The sequence below is a fragment of the Verrucomicrobiia bacterium genome, assembly GCA_026414565.1.
Classification (GTDB): domain Bacteria; phylum Verrucomicrobiota; class Verrucomicrobiia; order Limisphaerales; family Fontisphaeraceae; genus Fontisphaera.
This window is the reverse complement of record JAOAIT010000053.1, coordinates 113,279-131,629: the sequence shown is the minus strand read 5'-3', so window position 1 is coordinate 131,629 and position 18,351 is coordinate 113,279. Positions and strand designations below refer to the sequence as shown.

7 protein-coding genes are annotated in these 18,351 nt (G+C 61.1%); 2 read left to right on the top strand and 5 right to left on the bottom strand.

Annotation, left to right across the window (positions count from 1 at the left end):
• Positions 1 to 30: 30 nt before the first annotated feature.
• The 3 genes from uvrB to N3J91_12425 all read right to left on the bottom strand — a co-directional run bounded on the left by uvrB (position 31) and on the right by N3J91_12425 (position 6,093).
• Positions 31 to 2,085, bottom strand: a complete 2,055-nt coding sequence (uvrB, locus tag N3J91_12435) for an excinuclease ABC subunit UvrB (protein ID MCX8157231.1) — start codon at positions 2,083 to 2,085, stop codon at positions 31 to 33.
• A gap of 49 nt (positions 2,086 to 2,134) precedes the next feature.
• On the bottom strand, positions 2,135 to 4,771 hold the full coding sequence (locus N3J91_12430) for a hypothetical protein (GenBank protein MCX8157230.1): 2,637 nt from the start codon (positions 4,769 to 4,771) through the stop codon (positions 2,135 to 2,137).
• A gap of 236 nt (positions 4,772 to 5,007) precedes the next feature.
• Entirely contained in the window at positions 5,008 to 6,093 is a 1,086-nt protein-coding gene (locus tag N3J91_12425; protein ID MCX8157229.1) for a glycosyltransferase family 4 protein, read from the bottom strand.
• A 137-nt stretch (positions 6,094 to 6,230) separates the two neighbouring features.
• Between N3J91_12425 and N3J91_12420 the strand changes: the two genes are divergently transcribed.
• Complete coding sequence (locus tag N3J91_12420; GenBank protein MCX8157228.1) at positions 6,231 to 7,382, top strand: Gfo/Idh/MocA family oxidoreductase; 1,152 nt, start codon at positions 6,231 to 6,233, stop codon at positions 7,380 to 7,382.
• 9 nt (positions 7,383 to 7,391) lie between these two features.
• Here N3J91_12420 and radC read toward each other — a convergent pair whose 3' ends face one another.
• Entirely contained in the window at positions 7,392 to 8,129 is a 738-nt protein-coding gene (gene radC / locus N3J91_12415) for a DNA repair protein RadC (GenBank protein ID MCX8157227.1), read from the bottom strand.
• Between the two features lie 169 nt (positions 8,130 to 8,298).
• Here radC and N3J91_12410 point away from each other — a divergent pair, with 169 nt between their 5' ends.
• Complete coding sequence (locus N3J91_12410; protein MCX8157226.1) at positions 8,299 to 9,600, top strand: PQQ-like beta-propeller repeat protein; 1,302 nt, start codon at positions 8,299 to 8,301, stop codon at positions 9,598 to 9,600.
• An 83-nt stretch (positions 9,601 to 9,683) separates the two neighbouring features.
• On the opposite strand, the gene N3J91_12405 is transcribed toward N3J91_12410, so the two are convergent.
• Positions 9,684 to 18,350, bottom strand: a complete 8,667-nt coding sequence (locus tag N3J91_12405; protein MCX8157225.1) for a lamin tail domain-containing protein — start codon at positions 18,348 to 18,350, stop codon at positions 9,684 to 9,686.
• Position 18,351: the final 1 nt, after the last annotated feature.

The window sequence follows — 18,351 nt, the reverse complement described above, 5'->3', positions numbered from 1 at the left end:
TCGCTGCTCAATATGCTGTGAAAAATCTTTTCAAACCACTTTTTTTGCCGTCCTCCGCCGGCCGCCCCGGGAGGAACGTTTCCCGTAATGGATGGGACGTCCGGCCACGGCTACCCCACCCTGCCCCGCCAGGCGCTGCAGCTCGCGAATCTGATCCCGCAACAAGGCGGCCTTCTCAAATTCCAAGTTGTTGGCGGCTTCCAGCATCTCCTCCTCCAATTCACGCAAGGTCTCCTGCAAATCCAGATCCCCGGCAGTCTCGCGCAACACTGCAGCCGCCGTCTCCTGCTGTTGTTCGCGTTCGGCCAGCCCGGATTCCAGGGCCCGACTCACACTGCGGGGAGTAATGTTGTGCCGGCGGTTGTACTCCTCCTGTTTCTGCCGGCGGTAACGCGAAGTCTCCAGAAATTTCTGAATGCTTTGAGTCATCACGTCCGCATAGAGAATAACCTCTCCATGGAGATGTCGGGCCGCCCGCCCCGCCGTCTGGATCAAACTGGTGGCGCTCCGCAAGTAACCCTCCTTGTCCGCATCCAGAATCGCCACCAGTGAAACCTCCGGCAAATCCAGCCCTTCGCGCAGAAGATTGATGCCCACCAACACATCGAAGGCCCCCCGGCGCAAGTCACGCAATATCTCCACCCGCTCCAGCGCGTCAATTTCACTGTGTAGATAACGGACATTGATGCCAATGTCCCGCAGATAATCCGTCAGCTCTTCTGCGGTGCGTTTGGTCAAAGTAGTCACCAGCACACGCTCTTTGCGCTCCACCCGTTTGCGGGCCTCTTCGATCAAATCATCAATCTGGCCACGCAAGGGTTTCACCGTCACTTTGGGATCCAGCAGGCCGGTGGGCCGCACAATCAGCTCAGCCACCCGCCCCTCGCTCCAGGCCAGCTCACGCTCCCCCGGCGTGGCGCTGACGTAAATGGTCTGGCCCTGCAGACTCTGAAACTCCTCAAAGTTAAGGGGACGATTGTCCAGCGCACTGGGCAGACGAAAGCCGTAATCCACCAACACCTGCTTGCGCGAACGGTCCCCGGCGTACATCCCGCCAATTTGGGGCACGGTGGCATGAGATTCGTCAATCACCAGCAAATAGTCCTTGGGGAAAAAATCCAGTAGCGTGCAAGGACGCGATCCCGGCGGCCGCCCCGCCAGATGCCGGGAGTAATTCTCAATGCCCGGACAAAAACCCATTTCCTCGAGCATCTCCAGATCATACTCGGTGCGCATTTTAATGCGCTGGGCTTCAATAAGTTTGTTGTGCTTCTCGAACCACGCAATGCGCTCGGAAAGCTCCTCCCGAATGGCCAGCAAAGCCGGCCGCAGCTTTTCGGCGGGCGTCACAAACTGCTTGGCCGGAAAAATGGTGGCCGCTTGCAGCTCTTCCAGACGATGGCCGGTCAGGGGGTCAAACCGGGTCAGTCGTTCAATCACGTCGCCAAAAAACTCCACCCGCAAGGCATCCTCCGTCCCGGCAGGGCAGATTTCCACCGTATCGCCGCGCACACGAAACTGGCCGCGGGTAAACTCAATGTCGTTGCGGTTGTATTGCAGATTCACCAGCCCTTCCAGCAACTGCTCCCGGGTCATTTCCTGCCCCACCCGCACTTTGACAATCATGGCCTCATAATCCTCGCGGCTGCCGATGCCGTAGATACATGACACACTGGCCACCACAATGACATCGGAGCGGGTGAACAGCGCGCTCATGGTGGAGAGCCGCATCCGCTCAATGGCCTCGTTAATACTGGAATCTTTCTCGATATAGGTGTCCGTGCGCGGAATGTAGGCTTCCGGCTGGTAGTAATCGAAATAACTGATGAAGTACTCCACCGCGTTGCGCGGAAAAAAGGACTTGAACTCCGCGTACAGTTGGGCGGCCAGGGTTTTATTGTGGGAAATGACCAGCGTGGGTTTTTGCACCCGCTGGATCACGTTGGCAATGGTGAAGGTCTTGCCGGAGCCGGTCACCCCCAACAACGTCTGGTGCCGATGCCCGGCCTCCAGAAAACGGCATAGTTGCTCGATGGCCGTGGGTTGATCTCCCGCGGGTTGGTAGGGCGCCTCAAGTTCAAACATGCCAGGCCAACACTAGGCCCCTCCTGACAGTGTGTCAACGCAAGGGCCGTCAACGGCTGCGCCGGGAAGGCTCGCCCCCGCTGTTGCCACTCGAAGGCGGCGTATAACTGGGCGCCGGACTGCGCGTCGGCGGAGTATAACTGGACGGAGGCGGCGCGCTGGGCGTCAAACTGCGAACGGGCGGCGTATAGGAGGGGGATGGTGCCACCGGCGCCGGCCGCGCAGGTGGATTGTAGGCCGCGGTGGGCGGCGGGTTGGCCGGGCGTTGATACTCAGGCGGACTGATGGGAACCTGGTTGCGCACTTCAGTACTAGCCGGCGGGGTGTAACTCGGAGCTGGCGGTGCCACCGGAGCCGCGCTGGGTGGGGGCACGATGGTCCGGCTGGGCGGTACGGATGGTGCAGTTGGAGTGTAGGAAGCCGTGGGCGGCGCTGGCGTGGCTGGCGGTGTTATCGAAGTCCGATTGTCATTGCGGGTGGGTGGAGTGTAGGAAGGCGCGGACGGCGTGGACGGCGTTTCCCGCCGGGTGGGCGGTGTGTAACTGGGCGTGGAAGGTGCCGGCACACTCTCCCGTCGTGTCGGCGGTGTATAGCTGGGTGTCGTAGGGGTGGAAGGCGCCGCCGGTGTTTCGCGGCGCGCGGGCGGCGTATAACTGGGTGTGGACGGTGCCGATGGTGCCGCCGGAGTTTCACGCCGGGTCGGAGGCGTATAGGAAGGCGCGGTCGGCGTGTTGGGAGTGTTAGGGCCTTCGCGCCTCATTGGAGGGGTGTAACTGGGTGAAGGCGGCGTGTAACTGGGCACTGACGGTTTCGCCGGCTCAGCCTGCGGAGCTGCCGGGGCCACCGGAGCCACGGGAGCTGAGGGACTCAAATCCCGCCGTGGGGGGGTATAAGTGTTGCCCGAAGGCGTGCCCCGCTCCCCGGCATTGGGCCGCGTTCTTTCGCCCACGCCTGTAGGTGTGCCGCTGGATTCTGGCGCAGGGGTCACGCCGGTAGGAGGCCGGGCGCCACGCCCACGCGGCGAGATCACCACCTCGGGCGAGGATGAACCACTTGCCGGGGGACGCGCGGCAGGAGGCCTGGTCTCACCGCCTGCCGCCGGTCCGGCAGCCGGTGGCACTCCAACCGGCGCCAGCCCGGTCCGTGTCCTTCCAGAACCAGTCTCAGAAGGGGCCGCTGAGGGCGTCCCTCCGGCAGCCAAATTGGCCACATTGGCGGCACGTTGTTCACGGCTCAAGACCGACACAGCGGGCGGCGGGCCTTTGACCGGAGGCGCATCCCCCTTGGCCACCGCCGGGCTGACGGTCGGCAACGTCTGCCGGTAAACCACCGGCTGGTTGCCTTCACGGGCCACCCGGTCCGGCCGCAGGTCCGCACGCTCAGTAGCAGGCAAATCACGCACCGCCAGGGTCGGAATTTCGCTGCGGGTGTGCCGGACGATTTCCTCGCGGGCGATGCCGCGATTGACGATGGTGTTGTTGTCTCCGTGAATGTAATTATTAACGATCGTTGTGTTGTTATAGATGGTCTGCGCCTGTTGAGCCGAGGCCACGTATTGATGCACATGGGGCGAGGTGAAATGCCGTGCGCTTACAAACGTGTAGTGGGCATGCCCCAACCCAAACCCAAATCCCACACTCACCCGGCTGCCGTGGTAGGTGAAACCAACTCCCACCGCGTAGTGCGCGCCCGGAGGCAGGGGCGCCCAGCCACAATAACCATCGGCATACCGCCACGTAACCCACGAAGGCCCCCAAACCGTGTCCGGCACCCACAGCCATCCATACGAGCCATGCAGATACCAGCGCCCATAATGGAAAGGCGCCCAGCCCCACGTGTAATCGGATTGCCAGTACCAGCCGTAGGTGGTGTAAATCCAACGCCCGCCGTGGCAATAGGGACGCCAGTCCACATGCACCACCGCCACCGTGGGCCGCCAGCAGTAACCATAACCGCTGACGTAATACCACGTGCCATACGGGGCCAATGAATCATAGAAGTATTGATAGGTCACCACCGTCTGCGGCTGGGTGACATACACCGGTTGTTGCACCACCGTGGTGGTGGCCGGCGGCGCAGCCTGGGTTTGATCCGGCGCAGGCTGCGATGACGGGGGCGCCGGAGGGGCGGGCGCTGGCGCGCTCGTCTGTGCTGGCGCCTGATTGGTGGCCGGCGCCGGCGGCGCCGGTTGCGCCACCGGTGCGGGACCTTCCTTCCGTAACATCGCCTTAATCACCTCTTCAGGAATCCCCAAATCATTCAAGTACACAATTTCATCCGCGGTGAGCGGAAACGCATGCGGCGCCTTGTTGATGAATTCCAGCATCAAAGCAGGCGAAACTCCGGCCTGCGCCATCTTGACGATGTCGGCCACACCCGGCGAGAGATTCAGCGTGGAGGGATCAAATTGTTTCTTGAATAAAACCTCTCCCTCCGGCACGGCATTGGTCCCAGCCGCATTGGTGGTCATCAAATTGGTGGAAACTGCTGCCGCCACAACGGCGTTGGAAATCACCGGAGCCGCCGGAGCCACCGGCGCTGCCGGGGCCAGTGGGGCATTGGAAATGGTGCCGGTCATGGCCGCCGTGGTGGAAGAGGCGGCCTGGTCTTCGTAACAGGCGCTCAGCAACGGCGCCAGCAGCAAGACCCCAAGGCCTTGCAGCATTCGTCGAAATGGTGTTTTCATATCGCGGAGGCAGTCATGCTGCCAGTTAGGGCCGCTTCATTAGGGTAATCCATCTCCCCGGCTTTTGCCAGCCGCGCCCATGGAGTTTGCGGCCTGTTGTTCATTCCAAAGATTAGACCACTCCATGAAAAGCATTATTCAGACGGGGGATTTATGCCGCAAAACATTCTGCCTCAACAACTTCCATAACTGAATCAGCTACTAAAACCGCCCTCTTGCGCCCCCATTCTGCGCTTCTAACCCCCGCGTGCCATGGACTCCAGCCAGTCACACGTGCGCGGAAGGATGTTGTCCCAGTGAAGTGCTTTAGCGCGTTCCCATGCGGCCCGGCGGCACTTCTCATATTCCTCCGGCTGTTTCCAAAAATACAACACTCCTCGCGCCAGCGCCGCAGGAGTTTCCTCCTCCACCACCAGACCAGTCTGGCGGTGGACCGTGGATTCAGCGAGGCCGGTCACCGGATAGACCACCGCCGGGGTGCCCATCGCATTGGCCTCAATCACGTTGAGTCCCCATCCCTCCCGCACCGAGGCGTGGAGCAGCAGATGGGCCTGACGCAATTCTTCATCCTTGGCCGCCTCTGCCAGCGGGCCAGTGAACCGCACCTCGTGCGTCACCCCCAGCGATTGCACCAAAGCCCGCAAGCGGGACTCATCTTCCCCCCCGCCCACGATGGTCAAGTGTGCGGGCACGCCTGCCTGCCGCAAAAGTGGCAGGGTGTGAAGGGCATGATCAATGCGTTTATTGGGTGCAAGCCGCGAAACCACAATCAGCCGCACCGGCGCCAGCAGCGGTTTGGGCTCAAGCTGCGGCAGGGCCGGCGTATGAATGCCGTTGTAAAAAACATACACCCGCCTGACACCGCTGCGGCGCAACTGCTCGGCCGTGCCCTGGCACACCGTCCAGAAAGGCACTTTCCGATAAAGCCAGTGGGTCCACCGCTCCTGCCAGCGGCCCAGCGTGGCCGTGGGCTCCGGGTAAAAGGAGTTCCAAATCGGGCCAAGCACCTCGTGAATGTACGCAATACAGTGAGTGCGACACCACCAGGGCGCATACCAGGGGATGCCATGATGCTGATCAATCACCAGGTCAAAACGGGGCTGTTGCCGGCACCACCGCCGCGCCGCGGCCACCGCCTGAAACATCTGCCCGGCGCGCACCACGGTGATGCCATCGTACACCTCCTGCGGTGCGCCTCCGGGAAACGCATAAGAAAACCAGAAAACCTCATGCCCCCGGCGCACCAGTTCCCGCAGGTGGGCCAGGGAAACGCGCTCGGCCCCGCCGGCCTTGGGGCTGAGGGGGTCGCGCCAGTTAAGCATCAGAAACCGCATGTTGCCCGAGGGCGGATTGTGGCGGGCGTCCCTGGCCAAAGCAAGCGCCCATTGGCCCCGCGAAAAAGCTTGCGGGGCTCCAGCGCGGCTTGGAATAGTTGCCGCTCAGCAAACAGTACCGGCTTATGAAAAAAGTGCGTTTGGGCATCATCGGCATGGGGAACATGGGACGTTTTCACGCGGATTACCTCCTCAAAGGACAGGTGGCCCGGGCGGAATTGACCGCCGTCAGCGACGCCTACACCCCCAACCTGGCCGCCTATTCCCAGCTTAAAACCTTTGACAGCAGCGAAGCGCTGATTCGCTCCGGCGCCGTAGATGCCGTGATCATCGCCACCCCGCACTTCCTCCATACCACCATCGGCATGGATGCCTTGAAGAACGGCCTGCATGTGCTGGTGGAAAAACCCATCTCGGTACACAAGGCTGACTGCGAACGCCTGCTGGCCGTGCACACGGATAAACGCCTGGTCTTCGCGGCCATGTTTCAACAGCGCACCGACCCCCGCTACAAGCGTATCAAACATTTGATTACCTCGGGGGAGTTGGGCCAAATCGTCCGCACCAACTGGATTGTCACCGACTGGTATCGCACCGAAGCCTATTACGCCAGCGGCGGCTGGCGCGCCACCTGGAAGGGCGAAGGCGGCGGCGTGCTGCTCAACCAGTGCCCGCACAATCTGGACATGCTCATCTGGCTGGCGGGCGCCCCCTGCCGGGTGCGCGGTTTTTGCCAGTTGGGGCGTTATCACAACATCGAGGTGGAGGACAACGTCACTGCCTACTTTGAATACCCCAACGGCGGCACCGGCGTCTTCATCACCTCCACGGGAGAAGCCCCTGGCACCAACCGCCTGGAAATCGTGGGCGAACGCGGGCGTTTGGTGCTCGAAGGCGGGCGCATCAATTTCACGCGCAATGAAGTGTCCATGCTGGAGTTCAGCAAGACCTCCAAGGCCGGCTTCGCGCGGCCGGACATCTGGAACGTGGAAATCCCAGCTCCCAACACCGGCGCCGCTCACCACGAAATCACGCAAAACTTTGTGGACGCCATCCTGGACGGTGCCCCGCTGATTGCACCGGCCGCCGAGGGCCTGCATAGTGTGGAGCTGGCCAACGCCATCTTGTATTCCTCCTTGACGCAGCAAACCATCGAACTGCCGCTGGACGGCGCATCCTACGAGGCCAAACTCAATCAACTCATCGCAGAATCCCGTTTCGAGAAAAAAGTGGTGCAAACCACCGCCGAGGATTTTACCAAGTCCTTCAGCCGTTAACCCCGGGCGTCATGCCCAGGCGCCCATGGCCCGCAGGGAGGCATAGTCTTTTTCGCGTCCCGGGCCGGGCCGTCCCAGGATGACGTGATCCAATACCTCAATCCGGAGCAAATAACCGGCCCGGATGAGATCGCGCGTGAGGCGCAAATCCGCCTCCGAAGGCGAGGGATCGCCGCTGGGATGGTTGTGCACCAGAATGATGGCCGAGGCATTGGCCGCAATGGCCAGCCGGAACACATCGCGCGGATGCACCGTCACACTGTCCAGGGTCCCCTGGGCCAGTTTTTCCACCCGAATCAGTCGCCGGCGGGTGTTTAAGAGCACCAGTTGAAACTGCTCCGTTTGATACTGGGCATTCTCTTCGCGCAACAAGTCCGCCACCTTGTCAGGCGAATCTAACAATGGTTGCTCGTGAGCCTTCTCCCGCGCCATGCGCACTGCCAGTTGAAAGGCCGCCAGCAACGTCACCGCCTTGTCCCGGCCCACACCGGAAATCTTGCATAACTGCTCCACGGTCGCCCGGCTCAAGGCCTCCAGCGAGCCGAATCGAGCCAGCAAGTCCTCGGCCACGTGAATCACATTGCGGCCTTTGGTACCGGTGCGCAACAGGATGGCCAGCAACTGCGCATTCGAGCAGCGCTCCGCTCCAAAACGCGCCAGGTGCTCCCGCGGCCGCTCGCTGAGGGGAAAATCGCGCATTAAAATGGGGGCAACAGCCTCGCGACCGTCATCCAGGGTGGAATCCATGCCGCCATTATCCTCCGTGCCTGCCCCAGCGCCAAGCCAGAACTGCAACGACCAAACACGCTGGCGCTGCCGCCATCGCCGGGCTGGCTGCGCCCTGCATTAAAAGTTCGCCAGCCGGGCCAAGATTGATTAGAGTAGCCGGGTAATTCAGAACAAACGCATGTCTCCTATGAAAACATTACCTCGCCTCATGTCTCGTTGGAGCGGTTTATGCATCACGCTCATGGCCGGCCTGGCCTGGATGGCTTCCCATGCCACCGCCGCCGACTGGCCGCAGTGGCGCGGCCCCCAACGGAACGGCCTTTCCCCCGAGACCGGCCTGTTGAAACAATGGCCTGCTGGAGGTCCACGCCTCTTGTGGCAGGTGAAGGATTTGGGTCAGGGTTATGCCGCCCCCGCGGTGGCAGGTAATCGTCTGTACGTGCTCGCCAACGAGGGTCTGGAAGACGAATTTGTGCAAGCTCACGACGTGGCGGACGGCAAACGTCTTTGGCGTACCCGCCTGGGCAAGGTGGGGAATCCCAATCAACAACCGCGTTTTCCCGCGGCCCGCTCCACGCCCACGGTGGATGGTGAAATGCTGTTCGCCCTGAGTTCCGATGGTGACCTGGCGTGTCTGGAAAGCGCCACCGGCAAAATTCGCTGGCAAAAGAGCCTCCGCGAGGATTTTGGGGGCAAGCCCGGCACCTGGGCCTATGCCGAGTCCCCCCTGGTGGATGGTGAGGTGGTGGTTTGCACCCCCGGCGGCAATGAGGCCACCCTGGTAGCTTTGAACAAGAACAACGGCAGCGTCCTTTGGAAATGCCCCATCAGCGGCGCCAATGAAGCCGCCTATGCCTCGGCCATCGTGATCGAAACGGGCGGCCTCAAACAATACGTGCAAATGATCTCCGGCGGCCTGGTCGGCGTGGACGCCAAAACCGGCAAGCTGTTGTGGCGCTACGACAAAACCGTCAGTAAATTTAAGGCCAACATCCCCTCCCCTGTGGCCCGGGGCACCTGGATCTTCAGTGCCGGCGCCGGCACGGGAGGAGGAACGGTCAAGCTGGGCATGGCCGCCGGCAGTGTGCAGGTCGAAGAAGTCTATTTTGGCCCCAAACTACCCACCGCCATCGGTGGCGCTGTCCTGGTGGGCGATTATCTCTACGGCACCAGCGCCCAAGGCTTAATGTGTCTGGAATTCGCCACCGGCCAGGTCAAATGGGAAAATCCCTCCCTGGGGGCCGCCTCCCTGCTGTATGCCGATGGCCTGTTGTATCTCCACGGCGAGAATGGCGCGGTGGCTTTGGTGGAAGCAACGCCCGAGGCCTATCGTGAAAAAGGCCGCTTCAATCCACCGGATCGTCCCACCCGCAGCCAACCCATGGAAAAATCCTGGGCTTATCCTGCGCTGGCCAACGGCCGTCTTTTCCTGCGGGATCACCAACTGTTGTGGTGCTATGAGGTGAAGGGCGGTGCGGGGGCGAATTAGCCCTTAAAAATCAGGGGCTTCGGAAAACTCCGAAGCCCCTGGATTTGAATCCGCTCCCCGCCTTCAATGAAGGCGGCCATCGCTTACGGCCCTGTCCCCAGCCGATAATACCGTTGCGGCGCGTTGGTGGTCCCCACCGTCACGGTCACCGGCTGGCCGGAGCCGGTATAATTGGTCTGAACCTGCCACGGCACCGCAGGCGCCAAACTGTCCTTGTATTCCAGCCGATACTGGCGGCCCGGAACTGTCTGGAACTGGAAGCTCAATGTCCGGGTAACTGGATTGACCACGGGCGACACCAACTGCGGCGGGGCCGACGGCGCGCCCAGCCGGTTGGGCGCGCCCGGCGTGGGGCTGACCATGAAATAACGTGTGGCAGCGCCATCGGGGAATCGCCCTTCGCTGACGTCGTTGGTTTGGCGCCCAAAAACCACCGTGTCCACCGGCGCACCCTCCGGCGTGAACAACCCAATGGCTTCGCCATCCAGATTCAATCGGAAGTTCACATGCAGATGCGTGCGATTGCTGTTCAACGCAGGGTTGTTGTCCGCCCAAACCAGAAGGAATCCGCCCGGCGGAATGACCCATCCCTCGGGGATGCGGAACATGAAGGGATTGGTGAGCCGGTCACTTAAATAATAACCGCCCAGATTGGCGGCAGCCGGCCCCGGATTGTACAACTCAAACCAATCGTCGTATAAGCCGGTCACAGGCTCAGCCAGGAAGTTTTGATTGCCCGCCATCCACTCGTTGATAAACACCGTCAGCGGAGCTGCGGCACCGGTGTTATTGGTGCCTGCTGTGGCAATTTGCATGACCTGCCGGTAGAAAGGCTGGCCGTCGGGCACTGAACCATAGGAGCACGAAGCTGGAACTCCACGGTAATTCAAATAATCCACCACCTGCGGCGCCGCATTAACCAGCCGTGCCAGCGCCAGGGTGCCCGTCCCAGGCGTTGGACGGAACGAAGCATGATACTCGCGGCCCGTCGTCCGCCCCGGTTGACCATCCAACCACACCACCAAAAACTCGCCCGGTTGGATGAATGCGTCAGCCGGGAAGGGCCACTCGGTGAGATTCGTATAACTGGATGCCAGGATCCAGCCTGCCAGGCTCACCGCGTTGGTGCCGCCATTATAAATTTCCACCCACGGCTCCCGGCGGCCGGCACCGTCCACGGCCCCCGCCGTATTCTCTGGTTGAATCTCGTTCAGCCAGATTTCCGGATAAGGCGGCATCACGGCGCTCACACTATTAGAAGTGCCCGGCGTGGCACCAGGCGGCGGCGCGGCGCTGTGCGTGTAATTCATGGTGCCTGGCTGTAAGCGCGTGGTGAAATTGGGGTTGCCCGGCAGGGGGTAATACCAATAGCTCAAGGTGTATGGACGGCCCGTTGGCAACCCCGGGCTGAAGGCCTGCTTGAGCGAGGTATTGTTAACCACCACCTGCGCATGGGTGGCCCGTAATCGCACGCTGTACTGGCCGGAGCGAACCAACGTGGTGCTTAACTCGGCGATCTGGTTGCTGAGCGGCAGCGTCCAACCGTTGGTCAGGGGCAGCTCAAAGTCGCCGTTCACCAGGAGGTTGGTGCCCTGCTCGGCCACAAATCCCTCCACCAGCTTCACGTCATCGAGATAAACCTCGCCCAGCCCATTTAGGTACATCACCAACTGGGCAGTGCCGATCAAGTTGGTCCCGGTATAACTGACGTAACGCCACCCAGACGAGGGAACACCCCAGTTGCTGACCCGCCGGTTGTCCTGCTGAACATCCAAAAGCTGCAAGGCCATGCCATTGGTGGCAGGCGCCCAAGGAGCCTCGCTTTCGTACCGCACCCGGTTGACCACCACCTCCGATCCCGCTTCCACACCGGGCCGCAAGAGGGTCAGCGTCTCTCCCCCGCTCTGAAGATTGCCGTTGAACACATCGTGCAACGGCGCGTTGGCGCCATAGGCGGCATAGTAGGCATTGCGATTCTTGGCCACCACCAAATACCCCCGCGGCGGAATCAGTGATCCTCCCGGGAAAACATAGGACAATCCATTGATGCGCCAGCCGGAAAGATCAAACGTGGTGTTGGAGGAGGTATTAAACAGCTCCACATACTCCGCGTCCGGCACCGCTGGATTGGCCATGATCTCACTGAAAACCACTTTGCCTTCGGGCGATTCAGTGGGCTGGGTAACCACCAGCCGGACCTCGCTCACCGCACTGGTTATGGCGTTGCCGAAATAATCGCGTCCCGTGATCCGGATGGTATTGGTGCCCTGCGGCAACGCCAAACGCAGACTCCAATCCGTCATGGTCGTCCACGTCACCGGATAAGCTATGCCATTCACTTCAATCGTGGCCACCTCCAGGGGCGCCTTGCCATTAAGCACCACCGAGTTGGTGCTGAAGCTCTGCGTCGTGGCCGTCGGCCCAAATTGTGTCGTATCAAACGCCGCCGCCTGGGCCGCAATGCCGTCCCGGGCCGACGCGATCCAGTCCTTGATCGGCTGGGGGGTGGTCGCCGCCAGGCCGCTGGCGCGGAATGCCGCATAGCGGGCATCCATCAGGGCCTCGATGTTCTGCGGCTGCATTACCCGCAAGGCCAGCTCCTTCAAGGCCCGCCAGTACATACGGCGGAAGGTGGGATTGCCGGGGTTGCTGGGGTTGGCGGTGGGATTCGAATAAATCCGCTGCCAAGCCGGGTCCGCCGCAAACGAACCGCTGCCCGGCACCACGTACTCCAAATTCTGCGCCGGCCCCCAGGAGATGCGGTTGCCCAGCACGATGCTGAAGTCAAACATGAACAAGGTCCATGGGACGTTCGGGCTCACGTAACCATACACGTTCTGTTGATTCTGGATGCCGAAGCAATCCCAGTTGCCGGCCGCATGGTTGGCCGCCACCAATCGCAGCCAGTTTTCCATGTTGGCCACTTTCATCATGTTGCTGACGTAGGTGGGGCTGTTGTACGCATTGGCGGCCGTGATGAGATTAAAGACGTTGGTGTAATTATTGTTGTTGTCGGCCGTCTCACGCACCTGGTAATTCCACCGGTAACGCGCCAGTTTGTAGGCGCCGCCCGTCGTCGTGAAGGGTCGCAGCGAGGCCCATTCCTTGTTTTGCCACGGGGTGTTGGCATTGTTCCCCGTGCTGGGCGCGCCCCCTTCAAACCAGGGTTGAATCTTGTAAAGATAACCCCCTTCATCATCCGGGAAGTAAGAGTCAGGCACACTGACACTGGGGCGCAAGGCATCCTCCATCAACTGGCCACGGCGCACGCCATTGACATACACCATCACATAACGGCGATAAACCCACGGCAATCCCAGACCGCGCAATAATTCGTTGGCCACCTGCTCCCGCTGGAGGGTGCTGTCGTTAATGTTGGCGTTGGCATTGTCATCCTGAATGTCATTGCCAATCCAGTGAATCTTGTTGAACGAAGCATGGCCCAGCAGCTTGTCATCGCTGGGCATCTGCCATGTGTAATGACACGCCCGCGTGCCGGCGGGGCCGTCAAAGGCCTGATGATATGGGCTGCCGGCATAGCGGGCGCCCATGTTGTAGATCACGCGGCCGTTGTACACCAGAGTGCCATCAATGTCCTCGTTGCTCAACACCGGCAGTGTCACCCACCGGGTGACGTTGGAGGCGGTCAGCCACAAGTGGTAGGTGCCAAAGGCGCTGGCCGGCTGCGGCTCGCCCCAACGCACCACACACTCACGCGCCGGGCTGTTGTCGTCCAACAATTCCGGGAAACGGCCTTGTACCCCGCCCCCGTCCTGGGCCACCACCACAAAAGCCACCGTCACTCCCGCAGCTTGACCCGGGATCAGGGCACTGTATATGCCGTCCCCGGCAACTTCATCGCCCTGCGTACCATCATCCCGCAGTGGCACCTCCGTGTAGGAGCTTTGATTGTCCAGCCGGTAACGCAACGCCCCCGTCACGCCGTCCGGGTCCTCCAGCCGCGCAATCACCCGCACCGGCTCTCCCGCCGCGGGCAAGGCCGGCTGATGTGTCACGGCATAAATGGCCGGCGCCGCATTGGTGGTCAGGCGGCTGTTCGGCGCGCCCGGAGTGCCCAGGTTGGACGGGACAATCATGCGTCCAGCGGCCTCGAGCCAGTTGCCCCGCAGGCGCATGATGATGTCCGGACACCCACGCAGCCAGCGGGCCTGAAACCGCAAGGTGGCAGTATTTCCCGCGGCCAGCGCCCCGCTGGTCATGGCCCCTTCCGCGTGATTGGCCAGGGTGAAAAACCGGTTATGCGTGCGCAGCCGCAGGGCATTCCCACCGCCCACGCCCTGTCCCGGCGCCAAATGCGATCGCACAAAGCATCCATATACAGCCCAGTTTGTCATCCCGCTTTCAAAGTCGGGATTGAGGGCAAAGTTCTGCGTGCTGCCGGTGCGCAGCACTTCAAAATTGTCCACCAAACACTCCCCGGCCCCCAACTGGCCCACCTGGAAAAAGGCAATGGCCTCGTTGTTGTAACTGGAGCCGTTGTCCAACATGCCGTCCACCACCGCAATCGTGGTCCAGGGCGCCTTTTGCGTTTCGTCACTGTCCGCCCAGTTGAAGGCCAGCCGCCGATTGGCACGCGGATCCCGCAATTCCAGGCTGCTGCCTCCGCCATCCGACCACTGCCCCCACCGGCCACCATCCGCGTAGGTGACCTCCTCCACCACCACCATGAGCAGATTGGTCTCCGTACGCCCCTGATTGTTGGTGGTGATATTTACCCAGGGTTGCGCCAGCGCCAGGCGCTCCCCGTTGCGGGCCAACCGGCCCTCAAAATCTCCCACCACCACGCTGCCACTGAGGCCCGGATATTTGGCCAGCAGATTGGTGCGATTGCGGGCCACCACCAAGTAACCCCCCGCTGGGATTAGCGTGTCCGGCGGGAAAGTATAGCGAATCCCATCCACAAACTGCCACCCACCCAGATTCACCGCCGCCTGACCCGGGTTGTGCAACTCCACATACTGATCATCGTCATTCTCACTCAAGGGATGATACATGATTTCGTTGATCACCACCGGACTGGGCCGCGGTGCGCTGTTGGCCTGGCCGGGCGTCTTCTCGCCTAGTAGATAAAACTCCCTGGCCCCATCAGGCCACCGGCCATATGCCACGCCTTCAGCCTGCGCCTCAAACCGCACCGCATCCAAAACCCGCGTGGCCTGTGGATTCTTGAAGTAAATCGTGTCCCCGCCCGCCTTCAAACCAAAGCCCAGTTGACTCTGGTAGAAAACCAATTTCCCGCCCGGCGGTATTAAAGTGCCCTGAGGAATGCGGAATTTGTTGTTGGCCGGCGTATCCGTCAGGATGCACCCGGAAAGATCATTGGTCTGCCGGCTATGATTGTACAGCTCCACGTAATCTTCCCCCGCCCCGGCATTGGCAAGGATTTCATTGATAACCACGTCCCGCAAAGGACTGGGGCGGTAAGTTTCCAGACGGCCCGGTGATCCGCCAATCACGTCACTGATGTCCCATGCCCGCGGATCATTCTCGCCATAACTTGGCCGGGCCAGCACAATGGAATGGCCCGTGCCGTCGGCCGCCATGGGCCAGGGATGGGTATTGCGATATTGGATCTCCAGCAGGATGGCATCTTGCTCGTCCCGCAGGCGCAGGGTGCCGCTGGTGCGCAAAGTGTTGGTGTAAGGCCCATAAACCTGAGGCAGGCCATATACTTCGCTGACCTGACCAGGGTTGGCCGCCACCACCAAGAAACCGCCTCCGGGCAATTTGGTGCCTGCCGGGAAGGTGTAGCTGATGTCCCCAGAGAGCCGGTAACCGCTCAGGTCATGGAAGAATGGATTGCTATTGTAAATCTCAACATATTCCAGGTTTTTGCCATCTGCACGGGGAGCAGGCCGGTACATAATTTCAGAAATCACCAGGCCCGTGCGGCGTGAGGACGGCCCCAGCGGCTCACCTGGTTGCACCAGCGGGGCCACGAGCTGGCTGGGGTTGTCACCCAAAGCCGCGAACTCAGCCGTGGCCAAGGCCCCATTGACATGGCTGGCCACCGCCATGCCCAGGTACATGGCCGGCCCCACATTCAGCGTCACTGAACCGAGCCGGCTCCACGTCTGGCCATCGGCACTCGTATAACCATGGAATTCATTGCCCACACGCTGCAATCTCAGCCACACATGCGGATAATTGGGCGGCACGGAGCCGCTGGATACGGAGCGCAGCCCCATCCCCTGCCGATATTGGAAGTACTGTCCCACAGCGCCAGGAGAGGTGAAGGTGGCGGCAAAGACGCTGTTGGCCTCGAGTGATTCCCGCGCCATTAAGCCGGCCTGTGCCCACAAATCGCCCCCCTCCAGGCGCGTCACCTGGACGCGCACGTCAAAGTCACCGGAGACCAGCCGGTATTGAAAACCAAACTGATCGGCCGTGCCACCGGCCCCTTCGCCAGCGCCAGACACCTGGTAGCCCGAGGGTTGTGCAATCTGGTACGAAGCCGGTTGTGCCCCGCCAATGTCCAACGGGGCATAGGGCGAAGCCAAAAAGGTCACCGTGGTACCGCTCGCCAATACATTCGGAGTGCTGGCCCGATCGCTAATCCCCTGCAGGGTCAGCGTGTAAGTTACCCCATAGTTCAACCCGGCCGTCCCCAGACTGACGGTCAAGCCATCTTCACTCAGCCGGGCAGATTGAACCGCCAGGCCGTTGGTAAAGGCATAATTGGCTGCATTGGTCGCTGTGGCCGCCGCGAGGGGCTCAGAAAAGACAAGCCGCACCTCGTTCGAGCCCACGTTAAATGCCCGCACCACCTGCGGCGGTGCCGTATCTGTGACCACCCGGAGCACGGCCCCGCTGCTTGCCACCCCGTAGGTCGTGCCCAAAACCACGTTGGTCAAGGCGACCGAGAAGACTGCGCCATCATCCTGCGGGCGGGTCTGCGCCAGACGCAAACTCAGATTGGTCGCTCCGGGAATGGCCACGCCATCACGATACCACTGCACCCGAATCGGCCGCTGCCCCACGTAAGCCACGCGGAACGTCACCGGTTGCCCCTCATTAACCGTGGTGTTAGATGGCGCTGTCGTGATGGTCACCGGCCCGCTTTGCGGGGACACCTCCGGGCCTAACAAATAATTTTGCTGCACTTCAGCCTCGGTAATCGCCACGTCGTAAACGCGAAACTCGTCAATGCTGCCATTAAACCACGGATCATTGTATTGCGAACGGCCCAGCCAGTTGTTAAACGTCGCTCCAATGGCCGCCGGCGTGTAGGTGAAGGATGAGTTCACCCCCCGGAGCACGCCGTTCACATACAAGCGCGCCGTCTGGCTGGCCGCATCCTGTGTCCACACAATGTGCTGGCGCACACCAATGGGGGGCTGGGGCGTAATGTTCAGGATCTGCTCCGCCCCGGCAGCCGTTTTGTAGGCACCCCGAATGCCACCCCCACCCCCATAAGGCCACGCCAGAAACATATAGCTTGTGCCCCCGCCCTGGTTCCCCTCTCCCCCCGAGCTGTTGCCAAAATCCCACAACCGCGCCCACCCGCCGCTGCCAAAATCCGTGGCCCACGCCTCAAACGTGATGCTGGTAAAAGTCATGAACATGTTATTGGGCAAATCCACATACTGATTGACCCCGTTCAACCGCACCGCGCCATTGGAGATGACCGGGCCGCCGAGCAAAACCCCGTTCGCCCCTCCCACTGCATCCGTGGCATCGGTGGTGAAGCTGTAACGATGCCGCAACGTTTGCGGCGGTTGCTGCACCATGATGCGCCACGTCGAAACCAGCCCCTGGTATTGGGCGGTGAGTTCCGCCTCGCCACTGTCCACCGCCGTCACCAGCCCGGCGGCCGAAACCACGAGCACATTCGTATCACTCGAGCGATAAACCACCCCCGGCACCGAGGTGATGTTGACATTGGTCACCGAGGAAAAGTCCGCGCGCAGATTCAGCGAAGCCGAGCCGCCCAACACCAGTTGAGCAGGGCCGCTCAATCGCAGGGCCTGCGGCGACCCCGCATTGGTCAGGATCACATCCGGCCCAACATTGTAATTCAGAGCAACCTGGAAGGGACTGAGCGCTTCATCGTAGATGCGAAACTCATGAATGCGGGCATTGAGAAAGGCATCCGCCGAAAACTGGGAACGGCCAATCCAATTGTTCACCGTAGGCTCACAATCGGACGGTTTGATGGTCACGAGCTCATTGATGCCCACCACCTGTCCATCCACATACAAGCGGACGGTCAAAGTAGCTGCGTCATAGACCCACAACACATGCTTCATGACGCCCGACGGCAGGGCTGTCCCGCTCCACTCCACGATTTGCTCGCCCGCCCCACCGCCCGTCACCGTGTGCGCGCCCCGCAAGGTCCCACTGCCGCTGCGCGGGGTCAAAAACATGTAGCGCGTACCTGTGGTGCCCGAGGTGCCAATGGGAAAATCCTCCCCCGCCGAGCTGCTGCCAAAATCATAAATGCGCGACCAGGTACCGCTCCCGTTGTCGGTAATCCAGACTTCGATGGTGATGGAGTGATGGTTGCTCAGCAGTCCGTTGGGAAGATTCAGGTATTGACTTGAACCGTTGAGAACCAGTGCCCCGCCGCTCACCGTGGCCCCATTGACCAGTTGGCCATGAGCATCCCCGACTGAATCGCGGGCATCCGTCTCAAAGGTGTAACGATGCGTTAACGCGGCTGTAACCTGGCTTGCAGCACAAACCATCCAGCAAGCCAGCAGCCCCAATTTCCACAGGCGAGGTTTCATT

Bases quoted from the DNA above. Each gene is read 5' to 3' on its own strand.
- uvrB (MCX8157231.1), bottom strand. From the start codon at position 2,085: ATGTTTGAACTTGAGGCGCCCTACCAACCCGCGGGAGATCAACCCACG.
- N3J91_12430 (MCX8157230.1), bottom strand. From the start codon at position 4,771: ATGAAAACACCATTTCGACGAATGCTGCAAGGCCTTGGGGTCTTGCTG.
- N3J91_12425 (MCX8157229.1), bottom strand. From the start codon at position 6,093: ATGCTTAACTGGCGCGACCCCCTCAGCCCCAAGGCCGGCGGGGCCGAG.
- N3J91_12420 (MCX8157228.1), top strand. From the start codon at position 6,231: ATGAAAAAAGTGCGTTTGGGCATCATCGGCATGGGGAACATGGGACGT.
- radC (MCX8157227.1), bottom strand. From the start codon at position 8,129: ATGGATTCCACCCTGGATGACGGTCGCGAGGCTGTTGCCCCCATTTTA.
- N3J91_12410 (MCX8157226.1), top strand. From the start codon at position 8,299: ATGAAAACATTACCTCGCCTCATGTCTCGTTGGAGCGGTTTATGCATC.
- N3J91_12405 (MCX8157225.1), bottom strand. From the start codon at position 18,350: ATGAAACCTCGCCTGTGGAAATTGGGGCTGCTGGCTTGCTGGATGGTT.